Below are 24,592 nucleotides of genomic sequence, written 5' to 3'. Positions count from 1 at the left end.
AGTGCTAAACCGCTTGAAGACTGTCGGAAATGGAGGAGAAAAATGAATAGGCAGTCAACATTTAGCACTATACTTAAATCAACAATAGCATTTGAAGAAGCGAAAATTACTGCTCTTTACTGCAGGCTTTCCCGTGATGATGAGCTTGCAGGGGACAGCAACAGTATAGTAAACCAGAAGGCAATTCTAAAGAAATATGCTGAGGACAACGGTTTTCGTAACATCGAATTTTATGTGGATGATGGGGTCAGCGGTACAACTTTTGATAGACCAGACTTTAACCGCATGATTGCAGATGTAGAGTCCGGTAGAATCGGAACGATTATCATTAAGGATATGTCCCGATTCGGCAGGGATTACCTTAAAGTAGGATATTATACCGAGATTATGTTTCCTGAAGCAGATGTACGATTCATTGCTATTAACAACGGTATTGATAGTGCAAACCAAGCAGACAGTGACTTTACACCGTTTCTTAACATTATTAATGAATGGTACGCTAAGGATACTAGCAAGAAAATCCGTGCTGTGTTCAAATCCAAGGGACAGTCCGGTAAGCCACTCTGCACCAATCCGCCTTACGGTTATATTAAAGACCCTGAAGATAAGTTGCACTGGATTATAGATGAGAAAGCCGCCGAGGTGGTCAGAGATATTTTCCGACTGTGCATGGCTGGTTTTGGACCCACGCAGATAGCAAAACAACTTGAAAAGCGATGCATTGATACACCTACGGTTCATCTTCGCAAAATGGGTATTAACACTCCAGCAAGACCACCTGAAAACCCATATGCTTGGTCAGCTCGTACTGTAGCAGATATTTTGGCTAAAATGGAATATCTAGGTCACACGGTGAATTTCAAGACTTCTAAAAAGTCATATAAGAGCAAAGTCAAGATAATGAACAATCCAGAAGATTGGCTGGTTTTCAAAAATACCCATGAAGCAATTATTGATGAGGGGACTTGGGAAACAGTGCAGAAAATCAGAGATGGCAAGCGAAGACCATCACGATTAGGTGAAATGGGAATGCTTTCTGGCATGATGTTTTGTGCCGACTGTGGTGCAAAGCTGTATCAGGTTAGAGGCAAGGGATGGACACACGATAAGGAATATTTCGTTTGTGCGACTTACCGCAAGAAAAAGGGTATGTGCAGTTCACATCAGATACGTAATGTTGTAGTGGAACAGCTTTTGCTAGAAGACTTAAGACGTGTAACCTCCTTTGCCAAAGACCATGAACAGGAATTCATCCGTATAGTTATGAATAATTCAGAAAAGGAACTTGCCAAAGAACTCCGCCAAAGTCAAAAGGAGTATGAACAAGCACAGACTCGCATTGCTGACATAGACAAAATCATTCGAAAGCTATATGAGGATAATGTGATGGGCAAAATTCCCGAAGAGCGTTTTTACAAGATGTCGGCTGAATATGAAGCCGAGCAGAAGGCGCTGGAAGAAAGGATAACCAAATTAAAACATACCATTGATACAGCAAATGAACAGTCCCTCAATACCGACCGCTTTTTGGCACTGGTTAAAAAGTACACAGAAATTACAGAATTGGATGCAGAGATTATCCGAGAGTTCATTGACAAAATTATAGTATTCAAGGCTGAAAAGGTAGATGGCCGCAGAACCCAGCGGATTCAAATTTTCTATAACTGCATTGGCGCTATCGACTTACCAAACTAAACGAAAAAACGGCATAGCCGCAAATCTACGACTATGTCGAATTTTTCAGGAATTATAAATCCCTATCTGACCGCTCCTAAGGGACGTTCTTTTTTGGCCTCTTTTTTATTCGCGCTATTACAATATTCAAATTGAAGCGATTCTACTCACCAGCGACTTGTGATAATGTTGCCAGTACTGTTGCCCACACTGATTTTTGCTCTTTGGAGATTTTACCAATAGATTTCTAGCGTGATTATGGATTTCTAAGGGCTGCTAGTCCTGCCTTTACCCACTCCACAAATGCTGGAGAAGGTGGTTGCTGGTTTATTGCTTTGGCCCTGGATGACCGGGACAGCAAGGGCGATCTAGTAATGGGAGCAGTTCCACCCATGCTAGTTTTCACTTTTCAAAGTCCAGCCAAAGTCACCGTGGTAAACCATCTGCCTGGTCATTCCCCCGTCAATACAAATATTTTCCCCGGTTATAAATCCCGCTTTTTCACTGCAAAGATAAAGCACCATGTGGGCAATATCCAGCGGATGGCCCACCCGGCCTGCGGGATGCTGTAAGGCATCTGAACCGCTGTACAATTTGAAATCAGTATCGATCCAACCAGGTGAGATGGAATTGACTCTTACCTTACCGGCCAGGCTTACCGCCATGGCATGGGTCAGGGCAGCGATTCCTCCTTTGGCGGCCGAATAGCTTTCTGTGTTGGGTTGGCTCATTCTATCCCGCGAAGAAGATATGTTGACAATGCTTGCCCCTGGGCCGAAATGCTCCATAAACAGCTTGGTCAGCAGGTAAGGCGCACTGATGCCCACCCGCAATACATAATTGAAGTCCTGGTAGCCGCAGTCCTTCAAGCCTCCTTTGCTGAGCATGGCATTATTGATCAAGCAGTCTATCCGTCCGTGCTCTGCGATCACTTTATCGGCAAAGGCCCGGAGCACGTCTTCGTCGGCTAGATCACCGGTAAAATACGGATTCTCTTTTTTATCGATGATGCACACCCTGGCTCCGGCTTTAAGGAATTCACTTACAATACTTTTCCCGATGCCGGAAGCACCGCCTGTCACCACCACAATTTTGTCTTTAAACTCCATAAGCTCCACTCCTCATGTATTTGTTTTTATATGGATTGATTATCTTTTTGGTATTCATGATGTTGGGCAGCTCAGTTCATGTAATTGCACCTATAAATATTCTGTTTTATATTATAACGTCATGAGCGGTGCGATGCTTCTTCTGCCTGGTTTTGTTTTTCGAAACCGAGTACAGGCCAGGGGAGTTTTATAGACGGTATTGCATGCCGGGAAACTTGTGATGAGATTTGAATCCAAACGACCGATGATTTTCACTGAGCAGGAAAATGCTATAAGATTCATGAATAGAGCATAATGGAGGGCCATCCAAGAAAGCCGGCGCCAAGTAAAAAGAAATGCCCCAGGGCACAATCGAGAAGAACCGACCCGTGCCTTCCCTGAAGGCCACATCTATAAAGAGTGTTCTGAAAAAACTGCCCTGTTGAGGTACACTATATGAGACAGGAGATGTTGTTGATAATGAAAAAGTTTACATATAGAAAAGTTGACGCTTTTACTTCAGGAAAATCCATGGGTAATCCTGCTGCCTATTTGCTGACCGGTCCTTTACAACTGACAGAGAACGAAATGCTTGCCATAGCACAGGAACATAAAGGCTTCGTATCCGAGGTAGTATTCTGTTCTAACTCCGACCTGGCGGATCTGAAGCTCACCTATTTTTCTTCTGAATGCGAGGTGGACTTCTGCGGTCATGGCACAGTAGCCACCGTGTATGATATCATGCGAAGCAATGATAAGCTGCGCAGTAAAAGCGAAATTACTATAGAGACGAACAAAAAGGGCTTGCTTACCGTCTATAACCGTATCGACACTGATGATGCCGTTTATATCACAGCCCCCCAGGCACAGTGGCTGCAGACAACGGTTTCACGGGAGGCGATTGCAGATATGCTGGGACTTGCCCCCGAGGCGATCTGCAGCGATCTTCCGCTTGCCTTTATAGACGCAGGTCTCAGAACACTGATTGTCCCTATAGCTGAATTTGACACTGAAGTGTCAGTTTATCCAGAGCTGGAGCGGGTGAAGGAATTCTGTCTAGGTCATGGCATAGACATCATACTGATTTTCTGTATGCAGACCAGTTCTCCAGACTGCTGTGCTCATACCAGGGTGTTGGCAGCAAAATTTGGTTATCTGGAGGATCCTGCCACTGGATCCGGCAACAGCGCTTTTGCTAATTATATGCTGCGATATAAGCTGTGGGATGGCACCCCGACCAAGGTTGAGCAGGGCGGGGACAACATAGTTTTCAATGCGGTTAGTCTTATGAAAAACGGGGATAAGGTGCTGTTCGGCGGAAGTGCCGCCCTCCGCATCGCAGGCCAATATTTTATGTCATAAAGCTTATTTGAAGCCAAAAAGAAGCCAACAAAAAGAACGTCCTTTGTTTGCTACTTTGTTTGCTAAGCTAGCACGCTTCGCCACAGGCAATATATACCTGGGGATTAAGAACGGGCTGTGAGACTTGCAAGGTATATACTTGAATTACAGGATGGTGAGAAATAAGTGACTGAAAGCAATATCACCCGTTTACAGTACCAGGATAAAGAAATCATTCTCGTGGCGACGGCCCATGTGTCCAAAGAGAGCAGACTGCTTGTAAAACAGGTCATCGAAGCTGAGCGGCCGGACAGTGTTTGCATCGAGCTTGATGAAGAGCGCTATCAAAGCATGCAAAATCCGCAAGCGTGGCAGAATACCGATCTGGTCAAGGTCATTAAATCGAAAAGGGTCGGCTTTCTGGCTGTGAACCTTTTCCTCAGTTCCTATCAAAAAATGCTGGCCAAAAAGCTTGATACCCCAGTCGGGGGAGAAATGAGACAGGGAATTAAAAGCGCTAAAGAAACCGGCGCCGAATTGGTCCTGGCGGATCGCAGCATTCAAACCACCTTCCTGCGCATCTGGCGCAAAATGAGCCTGGGGGAAAAGGCCAAACTGTTTGCCAGCCTGTTCTTCGCAATGGATGAAGATGAGGACATCTCTGAACAGGATCTGCAGGATTTAATGCAAAAAGATATGCTGGAGTCGCTGATAAGCGGCATGCGTGAAAAGCTTCCCCAGGTCGGGGAAATCCTCCTCAGCGAGCGGGATCAATATCTGGCTCACAATATCAAAAACGCCCCGGGGCCAAAAATCGTTGCCATATTGGGAGGCGCTCATGTACCCGGTGTGGCCCAGGAAATCTTCAAAACTCAGGATATCGCCAAGATCTCCTCGGTCCCTCCCACCAGCCGGTTTTCCCAGCTGGCCGGGTGGATTATTCCAGGTGCCCTGGTGATGCTCCTGGGCTACGCTTTTATCGCCAACATAGAGACCGGTCTGCAGCAATTGTCCACCTGGGTATTATGGACAGGCGTCTTGGCGGCTCTATTCACCGCCTTGTCCCTGGGGCATCCGCTCAGTATACTCACCTCCCTTGTAGCGGCTCCGTTTACCACCATAAATCCGGTTTTGGCCGTCGGCTGGTTTACCGGCTTGGTGGAAGCTACCATTAAAAAGCCCACCGTCAACGATTTACAGAATGTTTCCCAGGACATATTCAGTTTGCGGGGTTTCTACCGCAACCGGCTGCTGCGCACCATTTTGGTAATATTCATGGCCAATCTGGGAGCGTCCACGGGCACAATCATCGCCGGGGCGGACATTATTAAAAAGCTTTTTTAAAGGTGAAATGAGCCATGAACATTCAGATATTCGGAGTCAAGAAATGCTTTGACACCCAAAAGGCGGAAAGATATTTCAAAGAACGGAAGATAAAATACCAGTTTATTGATCTGAATCAGAAGAGCCTGAGTAAAGGTGAACTGAACAGCGTCAAACAGTCGGTGAAGCTGATTGATCTCATCAATAGCAAGGCCAAAGAGTATAATCAGCTAAATCTTAACCATATCACTGGCAGCAGCATGCGAGAGGAGATTCTCCTAAAAAACCCCCAGCTTTTCAATACCCCTATAGTCAGAAACGGCCGCCAGGCTACCGTCGGTTACAAGCCTGAGGTGTGGGAGAAATGGGAGTAGGGAAGGGCAAACAAAAATTATGCGTCAGAGATCTTACGCTCTATCTTTTGAATGGGGTGCACATCCGCTACACCACTAGATTAACGGCGAGTGACCATTCGATGAACGACACGATAAGTGTATTCTTTGCTTTAACCCCAGAATACCTTGCCGAAATTAGGACTTTTTCGTATGTTGACCTGTCCCATGCCACAATATATTCTTGAAATAGGACTTCCCTAAATGCACTGATTGATGGGGTGATATGATGGATCCGATTATGGTCATAAAAGAGCGTCTGCCAGAACTATGCAGGGACTACCCTATAAGCAAAATAGGAGTTTTCGGGTCTTTTGCACGCGGCGAAGCAAATGCTGACAGCGATCTTGATCTCTTAGTAGAGTTTGCGGAACCAATCACTCTTTTTAGATTTGTCGATCTTAAGTTGGATTTGGAGGAACTCCTTAAAATCAAGGTTGATTTAGTCACTCCCGCGGCCTTAAAGCCAAGAATCAAGGAAAAAATACTCACGGAAGTGCAATATCTATGAGAGATTATTGGCTGTATCTGGATGATCTTATTGAATCCTCAGGTCGTATCATGGAATATACGGCCGGGCTAGACTATGACCAGTTTAAGCAAAATCAAATGATTATTGATGCGGTGATACGCAACCTCGAAATAATCGGAGAAGCCGCCACACATATTCCTGATGACGTGCAGTCCCAGTATCCAATGGTTCCCTGGAGATCAATCAAAGGTATGAGAAACCTGTTAATTCATGAATACTGGAGTTCGGATTTACTAATAATTTGGAAAACTATTCAAGAGTCCATACCTCAATTATTAGAAGCCTTAAAGGGTTAGTTGATACTTGCTATTATCCTTAAGCCCCCCCGTCCAAAATACAGGCTTTCTTATCTTATCGAAATGCACACCCCTGAATAAAATGCACCCCACCACCCCGACGTTCTTTTTGTTGGCCTCTTTTTTATTCGCGCGGTTATAATGGTAGATAATAAACAGGACAATTACTGAAATGTGGCGATCTAGAGAACAAAACAATAATGGAGTATTCGATTATTGGGGATTATCGGCAGGATATAACTTCCTATAACTAATAGTATGCTCCTGTAAATTATAGCATAGTGTGGTATTGTAAAAAGTGACAGTTGAAGAGTGAAGGAAGTAATTCATTTGCACATGAAAGGTATAACCTCACGACAGATTGCCATGGCCTTTACAGGAAGCATATTGGGAGCCGGTTTTGTTTCAGGACAGGAACTGATGCAGTTTTTTGCCGTATTCGGAGGTTTCGGCCTGATAGGCATGTCTCTTGCCATCCTGCTGTTCATTATGCTCAGCTGCTTTGTTATGAGAATTTCAAAACAGACCGGAATCACCGAGTTTGACAGAATCATTGTAAGAAACGAGAACCCCTGGCTTCGAGCAGTTTTCGGCGGGGTATTCATTTTTTTCCTGTTTGGGGTGGTAGTAATTATGATCGCCGGTGCCGGGGCACTGCTGAATCAGGTATTCGGCATCCAGACCATTGTGGGTAGTGCACTGATGGCGGTCTTGCTGGGGGTAGTGGCACTGTGGGAAGCGAAAGGGGTCTTGACCGCATTTAGTATTACCGTTCCTCTCTTGATTGTGGTAGCCATGATTTCCGGGGTTTTATCATTCTTCTATTTTGGAGGAAATAGTATTGTCGCCCGGCCGTTTTCCGGAGCTAACCCGCTGCTTGCAAACTGGTTGTTTGCCACGATTGTGTTTGTTTCTTACAATATGATGGTTATCATCTCCATACTGGTGCCAATTGCACCACAGGTAAAAGAAGACAAGACCATCAGTAAAGGTGTTTTTCAGGGAGCCATACAACTGCTGATTGTATTTGTGTGTATTTTGCTCCCTTTGATTTTCAATCAGCCAATGCTGGCGGATGCCGAACTACCCATGCTTACCCTGGCTGAAAAAATACATCCGGTTTGGGGGGGAGTTTATGCCGTGCTGCTGTTTTGCGGGATGTTTGGGAGTTCATTGTCTTGTCTTTTTGGGGTAACTTTTCGCATCAAGAAGATCAAGAGTATTGAAGGAAAGATACTGGTCCCAATACTGGTGGGGCTGGCGTTCCTGGGGAGTATTGCCGGCTTTAAAGAGCTGATAGCAATTGTCTTGCCGGTCTGCGGATACTTCGGCTTTTTTGCCATGATAGGCGTTGTCATGCACTATTTATCGCTGCAGCAGAAGAGAATAGACTTGTGAATCGACCGGGTGGAGTTGCCACACTGAACGGAATAAGGGGAGAATACCGACAGCATTCGGCTGCAGCAGCCCGCGCCGGTCACGATAATCACGTTTCGGCAGGCAGATTGCGCTTTTCCACCAGGCGGGTGCCTATCAGCAAGACTACCAGGGCTATAAAGGAAACTACTATAGCGGTATAGTAGCCTAGCTTCAGGCCTTGATCAAGCATGAATCCCCCCAGAGCCGGGCCAATTGACCGCCCCAGGCTGTCGTAGCCCTGTAATATGCCCATGGCTGACCCCTGCGTGCCCTGGGTGCGCTTGGATACGGCCGCAGAGATGGAAGGGCGTATCAAACCTACGCCAGCAGAAAAAACCACCATGAAGGCGATAGAACTGGGAATATTGAAGGTGAAGGTGAACAGCACGAAACTCAACCCCATCAGTATGATCCCGGTTGAGGCGGTTTTTTCCTCTCCCCAATGATTGATCATTCTGCCCACCAACAGTCCCTGCACCAGCACCGAACCCACTCCGGCAGCGGTAAAAGCCCAGCCGATATCCCGCGCTGTAAAGGACAGCTTGGCCTCAGTGAACAGGGCGAAGGTGCCATGGTGTATGGATTCTCCTATACTGGCAAATAGAATTACCACAAACAGCACCACAAACGGGCTGTGTATACCTTCCAAAAGTGAAGCCCGCTCTATTTTACGCACCACCCGCTGCTCAGCAGCAAGGGATTCGGGCATCCACAACCACACCGAAACAGCATTGGCCAGGGCTAAAAGCCCCGCGAACACAAAAGGAAAGGACAGCGATATAGTCGACAATAGCCCGCCGATAGCAGGACCAAAGATCATTCCCATTCCCATCGCCGCTCCTATCATACCCATTGCCTGGCCTCGTTTTTCCAGGCTGGTGGAATCGCCCACATATGCCATGGCGGTAGGCATGGTGGCACAGGACAGAATGCCTCCGGCAATCCTGATCAGATACAGCATCCATAACTGTGTAGCATAGCCAAACAGAATAAAGGTAACCGCAAATCCCAGAATTCCGATTAGAAGCACTGGTTTTCTGCCCATCCGATCGGAATAAGCGCCCCAGATAGGAGCAAAGATAAACTGGCAGATGGCATAAACGGTAATCAGCATACCCAGCTGAAAAGCGTTGGCTCCCATCGATTCAGCGTAATAGGGCAAGACCGGCATTATTATGCTAAAGCCCATCCCCACCAGAAAGATTGAAATAAACAACAACACCAGATGCTTGCTAAGGCCAGCTTTCTCCAAAGTCTATCATTCCTTAAATACTTAATCCCTCATCAGTATACCATCAGTACCTCAACAGCTAAAGATGACAATGGGGCACGTTGCAAAGGTGTCTGGGTACGGTTTTTTTGCTTGGTCTTTCAGTTACTAAAACCGAGACGTGAAGGAAAAGACGAAAGATGCGTTTACAAGCCAAAGAACCCCATGCCTTGCCTACGCCCTTTGTCCATTTCGGAACCGCCCTGTCTTAATTAAATTATTTGTCTTGTTCACCCTCCTTAATGATAGCGATGTTGCCTTCCACATGGCGTTTTCCCATCAGGTGTCTGGCTTTGCGGTTGGCTACAGTGTCAAATACGATGGAAAAATCATAGTTTTCCGGATATAGTTCACTGGCCGGCACAAAGAGCTTAATGCGTTTGTGGTTTACCAGCTTTTTGTGGCCTTTTATCTGAACGCCGATTTCCCCTTTATCATTGGCCAGAGCATACACAATGCCGATCTCCTTGCGCGGATAAACAAACACGCTGTCGCCGATGTTGAATGAATCACGATGCGACGGTGTTTGCGGCTTCTTCTCTTCTTGCTTGACGATACTGGACGGGGTGGAGGCCTGGCGGGGAGCAGGATCGCCTTGAGTTACTGTGAAACCAAACTGCTGAGGTTTGCTGCCGTAGGCGGCCTGGTGGGCGCGCTGCAGCATTTGCCGGGGCAGGCCCAGTCTTTCCGCAATATGCAGAGCGCAGCTTTCACCGGCCTCGCCGATTTCCAGCTGATACAGAGGCCTAAGGCTTTCCTTGTCAAAGGTCATGCGGGCGTTTACCATCCCCGGCTTTGCGGCTGCATATTCCTTTATTTCGGGGTAGTGGGTGGTGACCACAAACAGGCATCCTTTAGCCATCAGTTCATCCAAGATGGCAATTGCCAGCCCCATGCCTTCAGTGGGATCAGTTCCCGAGCCGAGTTCATCGAGCAGCACCAGGGATTCCTCATTGGCCTGCTTTAGAATCTCGATAATGTTTTTCATATGCGAGGAAAAGGTGGACAGATTCTCGGCTATGCTCTGTCCGTCGCCAATGTCGCACAACACCAGGTTATTGAGGCATAAATCGCTGCCAGTATCGGCAGGGACATGCAGCCCGCTCTGTGCCATCAAAGAGAGCAGCCCCACGGTTTTAAGGGCTACAGTTTTGCCGCCGGTATTGGGCCCGGTAATAACTACTCCCTTATGTTGATCACCGCTTTCGAAGTTCAGCGGCACCGCGGAATTCTGGTCGAGCAAGGGGTGTCTGGCATTCTCTATACGAATCCTTCTGGCAGTGTTTATGCTGACCGGCCCTGCTTTCATGGCAATGCTGAGCTTGCCTTTGGCGAAGAGGTAGTCCAGAGTTTCCATGGCCTCCATATTCAGTTTGATAGCGGCCAGATTATCGCTAATAAGCGCGGTCAGGGAGTATAGGATGCGCCTGACTTCGCTGTCCTCTTCAATTTGCAGGTTGTTTAGCTCGGCCTGCAACCGGGCAACCGATGCCGGCTCGATAAAACAGGTTCCACCAGTATTGGACATCTCGATGACCGTGCCGGTCACATTCTTCTTATGTTCACGTTTTACCGGCAAGGTGTAACGGCCGCTTCTGATGGAGATAAAGCTCTCTGAGAACCATGCCTTATTTCGGCGCAACAGTCCCTCCAGTTTAGCCTTGATCTGCTCGTTGGTGATAACAATTTGTCGCCTTATATCAGCCAGCCGGACTGAGGCCTTGTCATCTACCTGGCCATTCCTTATACAGCGCTCGATTTCGTATTCCAGCTCCGGCAGTTCGTCTATAGATGTCCCGTACCATGCCATCTCGGCGCCGGTTAGCTCGGCCTTCTTCAGATATGTTTTCATTCTCCGGCAGGAGGCCAGAAATATGGAAACCTGCACCAGTTGATCCGGCATAAGCATTGCTTCGACCGCAATCTGGTTAATGACCTTGTGCAGTTCAGCCATGGACGCCAGGGGCGGCGTGCCGACCTGTTCGATAATACGCCGGGCCTGTGTGGTTTCCTCCATCCTGCGCCGTACTTCGCTTTCATTCAATGAGGGAGCCAAGGCCAGGCAGCGTTTTTTTCCGGCCTCGGACAAGGCCTTTTCAGCAAGCATAGTGAGTATTTTATCAAACTCGAGGGTTGTATAATTATCCATTTGATCCTCCTCAAAAATATCAAATGCCCGCCAGAGATACCACACCTGTAATAGTGCAGATTGCTCCCTGCGGGCAAAAATGTCTATAGATTAAAACTGCGCGGCCAAAACACATTGCCACGCATCAGTATTCACATAGATTGAAGCAGTCTGTCAGGTATGTCTTTCAAAAGGCGACACAAAACAGGGGGTTACCCCGCAACAATGCACCTTTTGCAACTTATCTAGTTGAGGTCCACCTTAACAGACAGAACGGACATCCACACGCCACCTTTTTATTATTCCGTACTTAGCATAAAACCATCTGCTGCTGTTGTCAATAGATGTGCACCATGATTTATCCTGTGCGCGTATAACCTGCTTTTATTGCCCGGTAATCATGGCAACAATCGATGGCTGAAATCCGGGTCTTTGACAGTTGAATAGTAGAAAAAGGTTAGAGAAGCCCGAAAAGGGCTAATTTTTTTGTCAATTGTTACACTTTTGTATTGAGTACTTTTGAGTAATGTGTCATAATATAAGGGATGGGAGGTGTTTTCTATGCGGCTAAAAATTTCTAGGTCAAAAAATGCTGCTTCGCTTTATGTCATAAAGTCCACCTATGTCAATGGCGTTCATTCTTCCAAGATTGTTGAAAAGCTTGGTACATATGATGAACTTAAGAAAAAATTGGGCGGGCAAGACCCGATCGAGTGGGCCAAGGAGTATATTGCCAAACTTAACGAGGAGGAAAAGCTTAACAAACGCGATGTCCTAGTTAAGTATTCCCCGATCAAGACTATTGATAAAGGCCAGCAGCGCTTATTCAACGGCGGATACCTCTTTTTGCAGAAGATATATCACGAACTGAAGCTTGATAAAATGTGCAGAGCTATCTCTAAGAAGTACAAGTTTTCTTACGACCTGGACTCCATCCTATCCAGACTTATCTACGCCAGGATTATCTACCCTTCCTCTAAGCTTTCTACATTCCAACTTTCCTCAAGGTTCATAGAACAGCCATCGTTTGATCTCCACCAAATCTACCGTGCGTTGGAGATAATTGCCAAAGAGGCTGACTCTATCCAGGCGTCTCTTTATTCCAACAGCCTGGCTGTGTCAGAGCGGAACACGCGGGTGCTGTACTATGACTGCACCAATTACTTCTTCGAAATTGAGCAGGAGTCAGGCATCAAGCAATACGGCTACTCCAAAGAGCACCGCCCTAACCCCATTGTCCAGATGGGGCTTTTCATGGATGGGGATGGGGTGCCTTTAGCCGTATATATTGGCAAAGGCAATACTAACGAGCAACTGACGCTAAAACCGCTGGAGAAGAAAATACTGTCTGACTTTAACTGCTCCAAGTTCATCGTCTGCACCGATGCAGGGCTCGCTTCCAATAGTAACCGTCAATTCAACAACCAGGGCGAGCGAGCTTTCATCACTACGCAGTCGGTCAAGAAGCTGAAGAAACACCTAAGAGAATGGGCATTAAGCCCTGAGGGCTGGCGCCTCCCGGGCGATACCTCCGTATACAGTCTGGACAAGCTTGATGAAAACAAAGACATGGAAAAGACTTTTTACAAGGAGCGTTGGATTGTGGAGGATGGGCTGGAGCAGAAGCTTATTGTGTCTTTTTCGCTCAAGTACCAAGATTATCAACGCAAGGTCAGGAACGCCCAAATTGAGCGTGCTCGCAAAGTCCTTAACACGAATTTGGGGAAACTTACGAAGGTGAACCAAAACGACTACAAACGTTTTATCAAGAAAACCAGCATTACCCCTGAGGGTGAGGTTGCCAGCAAGGCGGTATATGAAATCGATAACTCTGTCATCCAGAAAGAGGAGGCTTTTGATGGTTTCTACGCGGTTTGCACTAACCTTGACGGCGACGCCGCTGCTATCCTTGCGGTAAATAGGAGGCGCTGGCAGATTGAGGAGTGCTTCAGGATCATGAAAAGCGAGTTTAAGGCTAGACCGGTATACCTTAGCCGCGATGACAGGATAATGGCGCATTTTATTATATGTTTTATCGCGCTGGTGATCTACCGACTCTTGAAGAAGACGTTAGGTGAGCAATACACCTGCAGTGAGATCGTTCAGGGGCTGCGTGACATGAATTTCTATGAGGTCAAAGGGGAGGGTTTCGTCCCCACCTATATGAGAACGGACTTCACGGATAATCTTCATGATGTGTTTGGCTTCCGTACTGACTACCAGATTCTCCCCATGCGACAGATGAAAAAAATTTTTAAAGCTACTAAGTCTTAGACAAATAGTACTCACTTTTTACTAACACGTGAAAAGCTCGCAACCCCCTTGTTTTAGGAGTTTACGAGCTTTTTTCTCTTCACTAAGTGTCAAAGACGGGAATAGATGTGCACCATGATTTATCCTGTGCGCGTATAACCTGCTTTTATTGCCCGGTAATCATGGCAACAATCGATGGCTGAAATCAAATCGCTACTTTTTAGGCAACAGCCTCACCTGGGCTGAGTTGGCCCTTGTGCTGATGAATACCTCAAGTTATTCGGCTAGCGGTATGTTGGGGCATACTGACGAGTTTGCCATCGTGCTGATAAGCGTGGTGCAGGGGACTTTAAAATCGTGCATAAGGTAAGGAGCTAATTAGTTCCCCGTGAAGTTGTCACTGTTTCGGTTTGATTGTCTAGCACTCTTCTGTCAACCATGCGAAACGGTTCTTCATACCAGCCATTGTCAATCATGATGTTGATCCCGTCCTCAATGAATGTGGCAACTTTAGCCGCGGCCGAAGCATATAGGGCACTAAGGTCGTGGCGCGGGCTGGTGGCCAAAGTAGTGGCATAGTTTGAAATGCCAGCAGAAGAGATCAGTAAAGTATGGTACATCATCAGCTTATCCGAAAACGGCGGGATGGTTGATTCATTTACCATGAAATCCCAATGTACTGAAACAGGAATGTCTTCCTGAAGCATAATAGAACTAAATGTGTCTATCAGATTGTCAGCCAGGCTGATCCCACGCTTCATATATCTTCTAACCTGGTCAGACGCAGTAGTCTGTTCGAATCCCATCAACAGCCTTTTTCCAATATTATTAGTGGAAATGCCATAAAAAAGGTTTGATACCTCCTGGGCTAAAAGGCTGCGTTTCTTCTCGAGGAAGCCACTTAAAAAGTCTGGTCTATTGACGTAATCCACCTCTTTAGAGACCGTGACGATGGGAGGCCTTATATAAAGACCTTTGGACAGCAGCAGATTTACCGTATTGTTATACAGGTGAATGGACGAATTTATGCAATGATCATAGAAATCACGAACATCGGCTCGACCCGATGTAACGAAAGACAATCCGTTGACAACAAGTGCGATCTTATTTGAATTGATGATGTAGTAGAGGTAATACGGATCCGAAAACAATTTAGGGGCTTTAAGGTCGACATCGTTGTCTTTAAAGCCCTGGGGAATGGGCAGTCCCTCTCTACGCAAAATGTCGCCAGCCTGGTTTACTCTGAGGCGGCATATTTGAAGAGCGTCCTCTACCAACGGCCGAATCTCAAAATCTTCGGTTGTTTTCTGGAAATGTTTTAGGACACAAACAAATAGAGAGTATTGCATATAAGTATTCCACAATGCACCTATTTCCGAGACATTAAGCGGTACATTATCGATTGCTGCAATGGCCCTGTCCTCCATAAGGTTGGGATCATATCGGGTTCTCATATTCATCCTCCGTTTAAAAACCTGGTTTTGGCATAGTTTATCCGGATATGCTGTCGTTATTCCCTCCAGAACCTCAGGGCACCGGACATGGAGGCCATGAATACGGCATGATTAAGATGGTAGTAAATTATTGAACATGAGGTGTTATGGTAATATCAACTACGATTGAAGGGGATTAGCTTTCAAGTTTCCCTGTCATTTATTTTGAATCGAGGCAGGCTAATATAAAACAATTGTCGAATTGGTCGAATTGATTATTGGCGAATTGAGTAATGAATCATTCTAACTGCAACTGGTGTTCGAAAGGGAGAAAAATGCGGTTTTTGCCTCGATTACCCGCCTTTATTGATAGGAAACATTTATTTATTGTCAGTTTTGCTCTGTTTGGGGCCTGGCACTTATCTTTTGCTTTTGAAGGACAGGTGTTGTACGCGCTGGCCGATAATGCCGCTGACACTGGGCGGAAACCGCTATCCTCAGTTTGGTAGGCAGGCAAGCCATCGACGGTTACCCGGATGGCAGCTTTAAGCCGCAGCAGACCATCACCCGAGCCGAGTTTGCTACCGTTCTGGTTAAAGCACTGGGGCTACAAGCACAATCCGGAAAGATGTTTGAAGACACCGCCGGGCACTGGGCTAAAGACTATATAAGGACCGCCTATGCAGCCGGCATCATCGAGGGTTATGATGCTGAACACTTCGGCCCCGACGACCTGATAACCCGCGAGCAGATGGCGATAATGATCGTCAAAGCCGCCGGGCTTATGGCTGCTGACCAAGAACTCACCTTCAGTGACAGAGCTGCGGTATCACCCTGGGCTGTAAACTGGGTAAGCAGTGCCGCTCACCATGGTCTTATGAAGGGTTATGCGGATAACAGCTTCAAACCACTGGCTAATGCCAGCAGAGCCGAAGCAGTGACAGTGATATTTAATGCCCTGGCTAAATAGCCAGGGTGGGTAAAAATGAGCCATGAGCGCGGCACCCCCTTTGCTTCGTGTAGATGAAGCGAGCCAGAATATGGTAAAATGCCCCCGGCTTTCGACATTATTGACGCAAATATCGCAATTATGGTAGTATTGACTAGAAATAAAGGGGAGTAGCTTACAAGTTATAAGGCCAACAAAGCGGTGTAAAATTACCTGGTCTTATGCTCCTGCAGGGAAAGCAAGACCTTTGATATAACCCGGCAAGCCAGGCTATATTAAAGGTCTTTTTATATCAGCGGACATAGGAGGATTTTATTGTGGAATTGATCGATTTCCTGCTGCACATTGATATATATCTGGCTGATATCGTGCAGAATTATGGAACATGGACATATTTAATTCTCTTCATGATCATATTCTGTGAAACTGGACTGGTAGTGACGCCATTTCTGCCCGGAGACTCGCTGTTGTTCGTGATTGGTTCTCTGGCTGCCAACGGGGTTTTTAGCATGGAATGGATATGCTTGACTTTGCTGGTGGCAGCGATCGGCGGCAACACGCTAAATTACTATATCGGCAGAATTATCGGGCACAAAGCCTTTTCTTTCAAGAATAGCCGTTTTTTTAAACAGGAGTATTTGCTCAGGACGCAGGCCTTCTATGAACGCTATGGGGGGATAACTATTGTCATCTCTCGTTTTATGCCGATAATCCGCACCTTCGCACCCTTCGTGGCCGGCATCGGGCGTATGAGTTTTACCAGGTTCATGGTTTTCAATCTGCTGGGAGGGATATCCTGGGTGTTACTGCTGGTCTATGGCGGTTATTACTTCGGCAACATACCCCTGGTCAAAGACAATTTCTCCCTGGTAATCGTACTAATTGTGGGGGTTTCGTTTATTCCGGCTTTGATGGGAATGTTGCGCTATCGTACCCGGGACCGGGAGCAAACAACAGCAGCAAGGGAGAAGGTTGCCGCGGACATCCGGCGATAATACCATTTGTGGTTTTATAAAATCTCGATTGGGAACATCAACCTGACCAGCGGCTCAACACCGACACTTCTTCCTGTTCACCATTTGTTCACAAAACCCTCAAAACTTGTTCAAACTTTCCGGGTATCATAGTTTTCAGGAATAATAGCAGGTGGCGTTTTTCATCGCAGCTGAACAGGAGGGAAAACTATGGTGAAACGGTTTATAGAGAGTCCAGCCGCCAAATATCTGATCGTGGCTTTGCTGGCTTTTTTCTTAGGTAGCGCGTATTTCGGACTAGACAGGGCAGGTCAGGCAGTCCTGAATAGCGATCGCACTGGCAGCGATACCGCTTATGCTTCAGTGCAGACCGGATCTGGCGTGGCAGATATTGTAGAAATGACTGGTTCGTCGGTGGTGTACATAGAGGCCACGGTCAACCGAGACGTAGATAGAGGCACCATGCAGTTTTACGGCTTCAACATTCCCCGCAGCAACCGGACCGCTACCGGCACAGGGTTTATCATCGACTCTCAAGGCTACATCATGACCAATCAGCATGTCATCGATGAGGCCAGCAGCATCAAGGTCACTGTGCAGGGGACTGATTCCCCATATACCGCCACCGTGGTGGGATCAGACTATGATCTCGATCTGGCGGTTTTGAAGATAGAGGCTCCCAATCTGCGGGCCATTCCCATGGGAAACTCGGACCTTATGCGCCCCGGGGATACGGTAATCGCCATCGGCAATCCATTTGGCTTGGACCACTCGGTGACGACCGGGGTGGTGTCGGCCAAGGGCCGTCCCATCACCGTTCAGGATCGCCATTATAAAAATCTCATTCAGACCGATGCTGCCATCAACAGCGGCAACAGCGGCGGACCGCTGATAAATCTGCAAGGGCAGGTCATAGCCATAAATACCGCGGTGAGTGCCAACGGGCAGGGCATAGGCTTCGCTATACCTATTAACACTGCTAAGGGCATACTACAGGAACTCATGACTGTCGGCAAAGTAGTGCGGCCTTATTTGGGGATAAACATGGCTGATATGAACCCGGAACTGGCAGCCCAACTGCAAATCAGCCAGGATACCAAAGGCGTGGTGGTGGCCGATGTAGTGTCTGGCAGCCCGGCAGCGGCTGCAGGGGTCAAAGCCTATGATATCTTGGTGAGTATAGACGGCAACCCGGTGGAAAAGGGGACACAGGTGCAGGAATATGTTCAAAGCCAGCAAGTGGGGCAGACGGTTTCATTGGGCCTCTTGCGCCAGGGACGCAGTATCACCATTTCCGTGACTCTGAAAGAAAAGCCCTAAAAGTGGCACTGGGCACGGTTCTCCTGGCACTGGGGACGGTTTCCGATAAACGGGCACAGGGGACGGTTCTCCGACACAGGCAGCAAGTGAAACAAAAAGTACTTTACCCGCTTTTGGCCGAACCCCATTTAAGCAGGGTTTTTCTGCAAAACCGATTTTATGGCAGCGGTTATTTCCTGATAGCTGGTGCAGCGGCAGATATTTGACTGCAGCCACTCGTTGATGGTGGCCTCATCAGCCTCAGGATGGTTGTTGATCAACCCCTGGCAGTTCATGATGAATCCCGGGGTACAGTAGCCGCACTGGAAGGCGAATTTTTCTACAAAAGCCTGCTGTATGGGCGGGTTCTCCAGTCCCTCAATAGTAGTGATTTGATGACCGACCGCCTCGACCGCCAGCATCAGGCAGGATTTGACCGGCCAGCCATCCAGGAGTATGGTGCAAGCCCCGCAGTCGCCGTTCTCGCAGCCCGGTTTGGCACCGGTTAGTCCCAGCCTTTCACGGAGTGCGAATAAGAGGGTGTCAGCCGGGCGGACCAGCACTTTTCGAGTCTCACCGTTGATATTAAGTTCAATCAGTCCTTCATCTATCATCTGCAGCATGTTTAGCCCCCCAATTCGTTCAGAATGCTGACCAATGAGCCTTTTAACACGAACTGACGATAGGCCGCCGAGCTTTCCAAGTTGTCGGCCATCGGCTCCGGCAACTGGGAAATAGCATGGTCAGCCCGTTCATCGGCTGGCCGCGAGGTATCGTTTAAAGCCTGCTCCATCTCTTTCGAGCGGAAGGGATATCCACACAGGCCGCTGAAAGCGAACCTGACTTGTTGGCCGCTGTTTAAGGCGCATATGGTGAGTAAGGGATAGCTGATCTTTTCAGACTTGGTTCTTTTAACATGAACATGGGGTGAGTTTACCAGGGATTTGGGGATGCGATACTGCAGAATGACTTCGCCCCGGTTGAGCTGCACCTGTTTATCGAAAATATCGTTGACAGGTGCATTCCGATTGCCTCCAGGTCCGGCGATAATAACTTCGCAATCGGTCAGCAGCAGCGGCAGTAAGCTCTCCCGGTATACAATGGAGCCGCACATGTTGCCACCCAGCGTGATTTTATTCTGTGTGGTGTGGTCGGCTACCCGCGCCCCGGCCTGTGCAAGCAAAGGGAACAGATTGGCCTCGTGAATCTGCGTCAGGGTCACCCCGGCGCCGATTACCAAACTGTCGTCCTGAAACTCCTGCACCCCGCACTCTGGTATGCTCTTAATGTCGATTACCGCTCCGGTGTCGACATTATTGTGGCGACCCATGCTGATGATTTCGGTTCCGCCCCCATAATAGAGCGGTTTTTTCCCCTGGGCATCCAGGTCCTGAAACAGAGCTACCGCCTCACCGGCAGAATCGGGACGGTAATAGGAAAAATCGAAAGGTATCATGAGCGTCCCTCCTCAACCTTTTTCCAGATGGTTTCTGCATACACCGGCAACTGATCCAGTTCTACTCCGGCAGCCTTGCTCAAGGCATTTAATAGTGCGGCGTGAATTCCCAGTATACCGTGCTCAGCAAGGCCTCGTGCTCCATAAGGGCCGGCCTTGTTGGGAGTTTCAACCCAGTCCACTATATATTCCGGCTGTTGACCGATATGCATGACTTTGTAGGTGCGCAGGCTGGTGTTTGACAACTCCTGCTTCTGATTGAAAACCAATTCCTCCCGGGTGGCCAGCCCCAATCCCATTGACATGGCCCCCATTACCAGACCCTGGGCGGCCTTGGGATTGATCACTCTGCCCGCATCCAGGACTGTAACCGCTTTGAGAATCCGATAGGTATAGTCAGCTGTATTCAACTCCACCTCAACAGCCTGAGCGCCGGGGGTTTGGTAAGGCCCGGGCTTGCCTTTGCCGGTTTCCTGGTCCATGGGGCTTAAATGGGGCATCACAAAGGAACCTCTCCCTATTACCTGACTGCCCACGGTGCTGCCGTTGGCGTGCTTGTAGCCATGGGCGATGTCTGCAAATTCGATGTATTCCTGAGGATTGTCCTTATAAGCAATGCGGCCATTTTCAACCATCAGATCTTCCGGTGCGCACACCATAGCTATGGCGGCCAGGCTCAGGAGCTGTTTTAAGGCATCATCGGCGGCTTCCTCAACCGCCCGGCCTACCATAAAGGTGGACATGCTGGCCACGGTTTTCCAATGGTGGGGGCTATGGCCGGTGTCCACCTCCATCTCCACATGGATACGGCTGATATCAAGGCTTAGCTTTTCAGCCAGAATCTGCGCCAGAGTGGTCTTAGTGGAGGGGCCTATTTCCACTGCGCCCACCTGCAGGTTGGCGCTGCCATCGGAGTTGAAAGTCACTACCGCCGAGGCTAGAGCATCAGTAGGAGAACTGGAAGTCTTCCAAAAACAGGCCACCCCCCTGGCCAAGATCTTATTTTCCCCGACATATTGAACCTGGCCTTGTTCCCAGTTGATTAAGGTTTCGGCTTTGTCAATACAAGCCTGCAGGTTGCCCAGGTTGCTTTCCGTGAGTTCGACCTGCGTAGGGGTGGTATCACCTGGTTTGACCGCATTTTTGCGCCGTATCTGCACAGGATCCATTTTCAGTGCGGCAGCCAGTTTATCCATCATGCGCTCCACCGCGAATGTCATGGAGCCATGGCCGAAGCCTCGAAATGCGGTGGCATAAGTATGGTTGGTATACACGCACAGGGCGTCACACCAGACATTGTCCAATTTGTAGGGACCGGTACAACTCATGGCCATGGCGTTGGCCATGCGCGGACCGGATTCGGCATAGGCTCCGGTTCCGACCAGATATGTGTATTCCCCTGCGGTAAGGGTGCCATCCCTTCTGGCACCTAATTTAATCCTGGCTTCCAGGGCAATTTTGACAGGGAAACTAGCGATATCCTGTTCGCGGCTGATGCTGATGATGACTTTTCTGCCTCCCACCGCTTGAGATGCCAGCACAGCCAGGTATTCCAATTCCACAGAGGCTTTGCCCCCAAAGGCTCCGCCCACCAGAGGGACATGCACTATCACATCGCCCAAATCCCGGCCGAACTGCTCACTGATCATCTTGCGCACCGGGAAAGGAGCCTGGGACGAGGTGCGGATGATAATCTTGCCGTCGGATAAGATATGAGCCATGGCATTGCGGGTTTCCATGGCAATATGATCAGACATGGGCAGAGTGAAACTGCCCTCAACAACGACTTCCGCATCTTCCCAACCCTTGTTAAGATCGCCTTTGCGTATTTTGACATGGTGCACCACATTGGAATTGGCCTGCGGGTATACCTCAGGGATGCTCTTCTGGTATTGGTCCACAAATTCATGCAAAAGCGGAGCGTTGGCTTTTATGGCCTCGGCAGGCGAATTCACAGTGGGTAATTCTTCATAACTGACCTTAACCTGAAGGGCGGCGGCTGCCGCTTCAGCCTCCGTGTCCGCCACCACCACTGCCACCGGCTCGCCATAATAGCGCACCTTTCCTGAAGCCAGAGGCGGCCGGTCCTTAATCACCGAACCGGTTAAGATGGGATAGTAATCACCGGTTATTACCGCTCTAACCCCCGGCATAGAGCGGGCGGTTTCAATGTCAATCTGTTTGATATTACCGTGGGCGCAGGTGCTGGTGACGATGACTCCGTAAAGCAGTTCCGGGGAGGAGATATCAGCGGTGTATTTGGCCTGGCCGGTCACTTTTTCCCAGGCTTCCTTACGGATTACGCTTTTGCCAACGGCTAAAAACTGCAAAAAACCCACTCCTCGCTTATTCTATTAGTCTTATGTCCTGGAATTGGTTTGTTTATTCATGGCAGTCCGCCTCACCCCCCGCCTCGCAAAAAAACGTCCCTTTTGGCCATAAGCAGGAGTAATGGCAAGGGAAGTAGAAGAATGTCTAAATCGCATAGACTTAGAAGAGAGCGGGACAAAAGGATAAGGGCTTATGATTTCGAAAGGATTTGGAGGTATGGAAAATGGGTTATGAACAGATTATACAAGAGATAAAGTCCAACTTGAGCGGGGATTTACAGAGTGATTTAGTCTACCTGCAGGAGCAGTTAAATAAATACAAGGAACACGAACTGTCTGAAGAACTGGCCTGGGGAATCGGACGGTTGATGTTCGAGGTGCTGCCCGATGATCAGAAGGAATTGCTGGGGGAGAGCCTGGTTCAGGACACCCGGGTCCTGGGGGCGGTTCTGGAAGAGGCCCAGAATGAGATCGCGGAACAGCATTATGATCGCGGCGTGACCCTTTTAGAAAGCCTGGTGGAAAAAATCGACGCCATCACGCCAAAGTTTGAAGCCGACAACGAGCACCTCTACCTATGCTTCGACAACCTCCTGGAAGAAATCCTTTACCGGCAGCTATATAACCCCAGTAAGGAAATCCTTCCGGTTCCACAGGAATACGCCGATACCTTCCTGGTCTACGGCAATCTCTTGCTGGAGATGGAGCGGTTTAAAGAAGCCCGCAAGGCTCTGCTGAAATCCAACCGCTGGAACCCCATGAAGGTGGAGACGCTGTTTGAATTGGGAGAGGTCTATAAACAGAACCAGCAACTGAAGAGATACCTGGAGATCACCGTGAGGGCCTTAAGCCAGGCCTACACACCCAAGAACCTGGCCCGCTGTTATCGCAATCTGGGCTACTATTACGTAGAAAAAGAGAATTATGAGCTGGCCGTAGCCTTGTACTGCTTCAGCGTCAAGTTCGATAAAAAGAATCAGATTCCAGAGGCGGCTCTGCAATATATACAACACAAGTGGGGCAAGAGGGTGGTCCCGCCCAATTTCGAGCAGTGCCGTAACCTGTTTGCCCAGCATGGCATTCAATTGGGTCCGAACGAAAAGGTATTGAGCATTGCTGTCACCCTGGGTGACAGAGCCCGGGATGCTCAGTCCTATGATGAAGCCAACTATTATTATACACTGGTATACGAACTTACCGGTGATCCTGAGGTGAAAGGCTGGATAGACGCCCTGCCTGGCGGAGACGGACACTAACGTCCCGTCTTCCGCTACTGCTTAAAAATCATCATCCATATTGTTGGGATAAGTGAGGGTAATGCCGGTAACCTTGCTGTCCGGCTTGATGTCATCGCGGGTGGAGCCCGGTCCAATATCAAAGTGAAACGCCAGGGCAGCCGCACCTTCTACCTTGAAGACACCGTACAGCTTGCCGTCGTGGATGCTTTCCGGTTCAATATACTTATCCCGATATACCTCAAATACTCGGGCTGCGCTGTCGCCTACCTTGACTCCCAGGTTGGTCTCTGCTCCAGGGCGCTGGGCCAGGATCTCCACAATGCCGCCGCTATTTTGACCGATAAACACCTCATAACCTTCCGGGTAACTGTAACGGTACACCGGCTTCGAAAAAGTCATGGTTTCATCCGAAGGAGGAGTCTCTTTATAAGCGCTGCCCAGTGCTGTTATCATCTGCGCCTTGCTGTCGCCCAGATGCAAACCGGAGATAGAGGGTTTGATATTTTGGGTCACTTTGTGGCTGGATTGACCTTTGGAATCAGTTTCAGTGTAGCCGATATTGCCCTTGTCATCCCAGTATTCGGCTTTATAAAGATGGTTTTTGGTATTCCAGATAAATTCTGATTTAGCCTGCCCCAGGCGGTAGGTTTTTAATGATCCCCAGCTGTCCCCGAAATCATGTTGCTCAAAGCCAAACACCAGCGACTGACTGTCCGGGCTCCATACTGGCACGTCCAGGCTGTTGAATTTGTAGGTCTCAGTCAGCAGACCAACATCGAAGATACGATTGATTACTCCCTCGCCAGGGGTTTCACTGATAACAAAATGTTTGCTGTCCGGTGCCCAGGTGAAGGCCATAAAGCCGGGAGACACTTCAGCGATGCTTTTAGCCTGGGTATCATTGAGCTTCCAGGCCATTACCGCACTGAAATCGTCTTTTTCAGCTTTGCCCTTTTGAGTATACAACACCATATGGCTATCCGGCGCCCAGCTCACGGCGCCGATATCGGCATTGGATTTTAGAGCCTCTTCAATGGCCGCGCGGGCTTTGGCCTGGCTGTCGTCAGGAGGGGTGCTGGGAGCGGGTTTTGAACAACCTGCCATCAAGATCAGGCTGAACAACAGCAGGATGGTAAGAAGAATATTGCGATGATTGGTTAAGAGCATATTGATACCTCATCTCATAAACAGTAGTTA

20 protein-coding genes and 1 pseudogene are annotated in these 24,592 nt (G+C 48.4%); 13 read left to right on the top strand and 8 right to left on the bottom strand.

Annotated elements, in window-relative coordinates:
* Window positions 1-42 precede the first annotated feature (42 nt).
* Entirely contained in the window at window positions 43-1,695 is a 1,653-nt protein-coding gene (locus AC15IQ_RS11910) for a DUF4368 domain-containing protein (protein ID WP_483179372.1), read from the top strand.
* A 374-nt stretch (window positions 1,696-2,069) separates the two neighbouring features.
* On the opposite strand, the gene AC15IQ_RS11905 is transcribed toward AC15IQ_RS11910, so the two are convergent.
* Window positions 2,070-2,783, bottom strand: coding sequence for an SDR family NAD(P)-dependent oxidoreductase (locus AC15IQ_RS11905; protein WP_483179371.1), 714 nt, complete (start codon window positions 2,781-2,783; stop codon window positions 2,070-2,072).
* Between the two features lie 459 nt (window positions 2,784-3,242).
* Here AC15IQ_RS11905 and AC15IQ_RS11900 point away from each other — a divergent pair, with 459 nt between their 5' ends.
* From AC15IQ_RS11900 to AC15IQ_RS11875, 6 genes are all read left to right on the top strand, one after another.
* Window positions 3,243-4,124, top strand: coding sequence for a PhzF family phenazine biosynthesis protein (locus tag AC15IQ_RS11900; protein ID WP_483179370.1), 882 nt, complete (start codon window positions 3,243-3,245; stop codon window positions 4,122-4,124).
* 165 nt (window positions 4,125-4,289) lie between these two features.
* Window positions 4,290-5,447: a TraB/GumN family protein gene (locus tag AC15IQ_RS11895; protein WP_483179369.1), complete on the top strand. Its 1,158-nt coding sequence runs from the start codon at window positions 4,290-4,292 to the stop codon at window positions 5,445-5,447.
* A gap of 14 nt (window positions 5,448-5,461) precedes the next feature.
* Complete coding sequence (locus AC15IQ_RS11890) at window positions 5,462-5,800, top strand: arsenate reductase family protein (protein ID WP_483179368.1); 339 nt, start codon at window positions 5,462-5,464, stop codon at window positions 5,798-5,800.
* A 247-nt stretch (window positions 5,801-6,047) separates the two neighbouring features.
* Window positions 6,048-6,329 (top strand): nucleotidyltransferase family protein, encoded by a 282-nt coding sequence (locus AC15IQ_RS11885; protein WP_483179367.1) that lies wholly within the window; start codon window positions 6,048-6,050, stop codon window positions 6,327-6,329.
* Window positions 6,326-6,646, top strand: coding sequence for a HepT-like ribonuclease domain-containing protein (locus AC15IQ_RS11880; protein ID WP_483179366.1), 321 nt, complete (start codon window positions 6,326-6,328; stop codon window positions 6,644-6,646). The genes AC15IQ_RS11885 and AC15IQ_RS11880 overlap by 4 nt, the downstream gene beginning before the upstream one ends.
* 336 nt (window positions 6,647-6,982) lie before the next feature.
* Window positions 6,983-8,044 (top strand): YkvI family membrane protein, encoded by a 1,062-nt coding sequence (locus AC15IQ_RS11875; protein WP_483179365.1) that lies wholly within the window; start codon window positions 6,983-6,985, stop codon window positions 8,042-8,044.
* An 88-nt stretch (window positions 8,045-8,132) separates the two neighbouring features.
* Here AC15IQ_RS11875 and AC15IQ_RS11870 read toward each other — a convergent pair whose 3' ends face one another.
* Both AC15IQ_RS11870 and AC15IQ_RS11865 read right to left on the bottom strand, forming a co-directional pair.
* Window positions 8,133-9,317 carry an MFS transporter gene (locus AC15IQ_RS11870; RefSeq protein ID WP_483179364.1) on the bottom strand — a complete coding sequence of 395 codons (1,185 nt, stop codon included), beginning with the start codon at window positions 9,315-9,317 and terminating at the stop codon, window positions 8,133-8,135.
* A gap of 235 nt (window positions 9,318-9,552) precedes the next feature.
* On the bottom strand, window positions 9,553-11,484 hold the full coding sequence (locus AC15IQ_RS11865) for an endonuclease MutS2 (protein WP_483179363.1): 1,932 nt from the start codon (window positions 11,482-11,484) through the stop codon (window positions 9,553-9,555).
* Between the two features lie 540 nt (window positions 11,485-12,024).
* Between AC15IQ_RS11865 and AC15IQ_RS11860 the strand changes: the two genes are divergently transcribed.
* Window positions 12,025-13,737 carry an IS1634 family transposase gene (locus AC15IQ_RS11860; RefSeq protein WP_483177447.1) on the top strand — a complete coding sequence of 571 codons (1,713 nt, stop codon included), beginning with the start codon at window positions 12,025-12,027 and terminating at the stop codon, window positions 13,735-13,737.
* Between the two features lie 353 nt (window positions 13,738-14,090).
* On the opposite strand, the gene AC15IQ_RS11855 is transcribed toward AC15IQ_RS11860, so the two are convergent.
* Window positions 14,091-15,170: a DUF3231 family protein gene (locus AC15IQ_RS11855; RefSeq protein WP_483179362.1), complete on the bottom strand. Its 1,080-nt coding sequence runs from the start codon at window positions 15,168-15,170 to the stop codon at window positions 14,091-14,093.
* Window positions 15,171-15,636: 466 nt separating this feature from the next.
* On the opposite strand from AC15IQ_RS11855, the pseudogene AC15IQ_RS11850 reads away from it, so the two are divergent.
* From AC15IQ_RS11850 to AC15IQ_RS11835, 4 genes and pseudogenes are all read left to right on the top strand, one after another.
* Window positions 15,637-15,720, top strand: a pseudogene (locus tag AC15IQ_RS11850) (S-layer homology domain-containing protein); the annotation flags it as partial.
* A 57-nt stretch (window positions 15,721-15,777) separates the two neighbouring features.
* Entirely contained in the window at window positions 15,778-16,119 is a 342-nt protein-coding gene (locus AC15IQ_RS11845) for an S-layer homology domain-containing protein (RefSeq protein WP_483179386.1), read from the top strand.
* Window positions 16,120-16,412: 293 nt separating this feature from the next.
* A complete protein-coding gene (locus AC15IQ_RS11840) occupies window positions 16,413-17,093 on the top strand; it encodes a DedA family protein (RefSeq protein ID WP_483179385.1) in 681 nt (226 codons plus the stop codon).
* Between the two features lie 189 nt (window positions 17,094-17,282).
* On the top strand, window positions 17,283-18,392 hold the full coding sequence (locus AC15IQ_RS11835) for a S1C family serine protease (RefSeq protein ID WP_483179361.1): 1,110 nt from the start codon (window positions 17,283-17,285) through the stop codon (window positions 18,390-18,392).
* Between the two features lie 128 nt (window positions 18,393-18,520).
* Here AC15IQ_RS11835 and AC15IQ_RS11830 read toward each other — a convergent pair whose 3' ends face one another.
* The 3 genes from AC15IQ_RS11830 to AC15IQ_RS11820 are packed head-to-tail and all read right to left on the bottom strand — an operon-like array spanning window position 18,521 to window position 22,157.
* Window positions 18,521-18,994, bottom strand: a complete 474-nt coding sequence (locus tag AC15IQ_RS11830; RefSeq protein WP_483179360.1) for a (2Fe-2S)-binding protein — start codon at window positions 18,992-18,994, stop codon at window positions 18,521-18,523.
* A gap of 2 nt (window positions 18,995-18,996) precedes the next feature.
* Window positions 18,997-19,827 (bottom strand): FAD binding domain-containing protein, encoded by an 831-nt coding sequence (locus tag AC15IQ_RS11825; RefSeq protein ID WP_483179359.1) that lies wholly within the window; start codon window positions 19,825-19,827, stop codon window positions 18,997-18,999.
* Window positions 19,824-22,157 (bottom strand): xanthine dehydrogenase family protein molybdopterin-binding subunit, encoded by a 2,334-nt coding sequence (locus tag AC15IQ_RS11820; RefSeq protein ID WP_483179358.1) that lies wholly within the window; start codon window positions 22,155-22,157, stop codon window positions 19,824-19,826. Before AC15IQ_RS11820 ends, AC15IQ_RS11825 begins: the two co-directional genes overlap by 4 nt.
* A 224-nt stretch (window positions 22,158-22,381) precedes the next feature.
* On the opposite strand from AC15IQ_RS11820, the gene AC15IQ_RS11815 reads away from it, so the two are divergent.
* Window positions 22,382-23,413: a tetratricopeptide repeat protein gene (locus tag AC15IQ_RS11815; protein WP_483179357.1), complete on the top strand. Its 1,032-nt coding sequence runs from the start codon at window positions 22,382-22,384 to the stop codon at window positions 23,411-23,413.
* A gap of 21 nt (window positions 23,414-23,434) precedes the next feature.
* Here the strand turns inward: AC15IQ_RS11815 and AC15IQ_RS11810 are convergent, their stop codons facing one another.
* Window positions 23,435-24,562 (bottom strand): TolB-like translocation protein, encoded by a 1,128-nt coding sequence (locus AC15IQ_RS11810; protein WP_483179356.1) that lies wholly within the window; start codon window positions 24,560-24,562, stop codon window positions 23,435-23,437.
* Window positions 24,563-24,592: the final 30 nt, after the last annotated feature.

Origin of the sequence: Syntrophomonas sp. DTU019 (assembly GCA_913757435.1) — a bacterium.
Taxonomy (GTDB): domain Bacteria; phylum Bacillota; class Syntrophomonadia; order Syntrophomonadales; family Syntrophomonadaceae; genus DTU019.
The sequence above is the reverse complement of the archived record's forward strand: the minus strand, read 5'-3'. Positions and strand labels throughout refer to the sequence as shown.

What these genes read in the sequence shown, in the direction of transcription:
- AC15IQ_RS11910 (WP_483179372.1), top strand. Translation starts at nt 43, where the DNA reads ATGAATAGGCAGTCAACATTTAGCACTATACTTAAATCAACAATAGCA.
- AC15IQ_RS11905 (WP_483179371.1), bottom strand. Translation starts at nt 2,783, where the DNA reads ATGGAGTTTAAAGACAAAATTGTGGTGGTGACAGGCGGTGCTTCCGGC.
- AC15IQ_RS11900 (WP_483179370.1), top strand. Translation starts at nt 3,243, where the DNA reads ATGAAAAAGTTTACATATAGAAAAGTTGACGCTTTTACTTCAGGAAAA.
- AC15IQ_RS11890 (WP_483179368.1), top strand. Translation starts at nt 5,462, where the DNA reads ATGAACATTCAGATATTCGGAGTCAAGAAATGCTTTGACACCCAAAAG.
- AC15IQ_RS11885 (WP_483179367.1), top strand. Translation starts at nt 6,048, where the DNA reads ATGGATCCGATTATGGTCATAAAAGAGCGTCTGCCAGAACTATGCAGG.
- AC15IQ_RS11880 (WP_483179366.1), top strand. Translation starts at nt 6,326, where the DNA reads ATGAGAGATTATTGGCTGTATCTGGATGATCTTATTGAATCCTCAGGT.
- AC15IQ_RS11875 (WP_483179365.1), top strand. Translation starts at nt 6,983, where the DNA reads ATGAAAGGTATAACCTCACGACAGATTGCCATGGCCTTTACAGGAAGC.
- AC15IQ_RS11865 (WP_483179363.1), bottom strand. Translation starts at nt 11,484, where the DNA reads ATGGATAATTATACAACCCTCGAGTTTGATAAAATACTCACTATGCTT.
- AC15IQ_RS11860 (WP_483177447.1), top strand. Translation starts at nt 12,025, where the DNA reads ATGCGGCTAAAAATTTCTAGGTCAAAAAATGCTGCTTCGCTTTATGTC.
- AC15IQ_RS11855 (WP_483179362.1), bottom strand. Translation starts at nt 15,170, where the DNA reads ATGAGAACCCGATATGATCCCAACCTTATGGAGGACAGGGCCATTGCA.
- AC15IQ_RS11845 (WP_483179386.1), top strand. Translation starts at nt 15,778, where the DNA reads ATGTTTGAAGACACCGCCGGGCACTGGGCTAAAGACTATATAAGGACC.
- AC15IQ_RS11835 (WP_483179361.1), top strand. Translation starts at nt 17,283, where the DNA reads ATGGTGAAACGGTTTATAGAGAGTCCAGCCGCCAAATATCTGATCGTG.
- AC15IQ_RS11830 (WP_483179360.1), bottom strand. Translation starts at nt 18,994, where the DNA reads ATGCTGCAGATGATAGATGAAGGACTGATTGAACTTAATATCAACGGT.
- AC15IQ_RS11825 (WP_483179359.1), bottom strand. Translation starts at nt 19,827, where the DNA reads ATGATACCTTTCGATTTTTCCTATTACCGTCCCGATTCTGCCGGTGAG.
- AC15IQ_RS11815 (WP_483179357.1), top strand. Translation starts at nt 22,382, where the DNA reads ATGGGTTATGAACAGATTATACAAGAGATAAAGTCCAACTTGAGCGGG.
- AC15IQ_RS11810 (WP_483179356.1), bottom strand. Translation starts at nt 24,562, where the DNA reads ATGCTCTTAACCAATCATCGCAATATTCTTCTTACCATCCTGCTGTTG.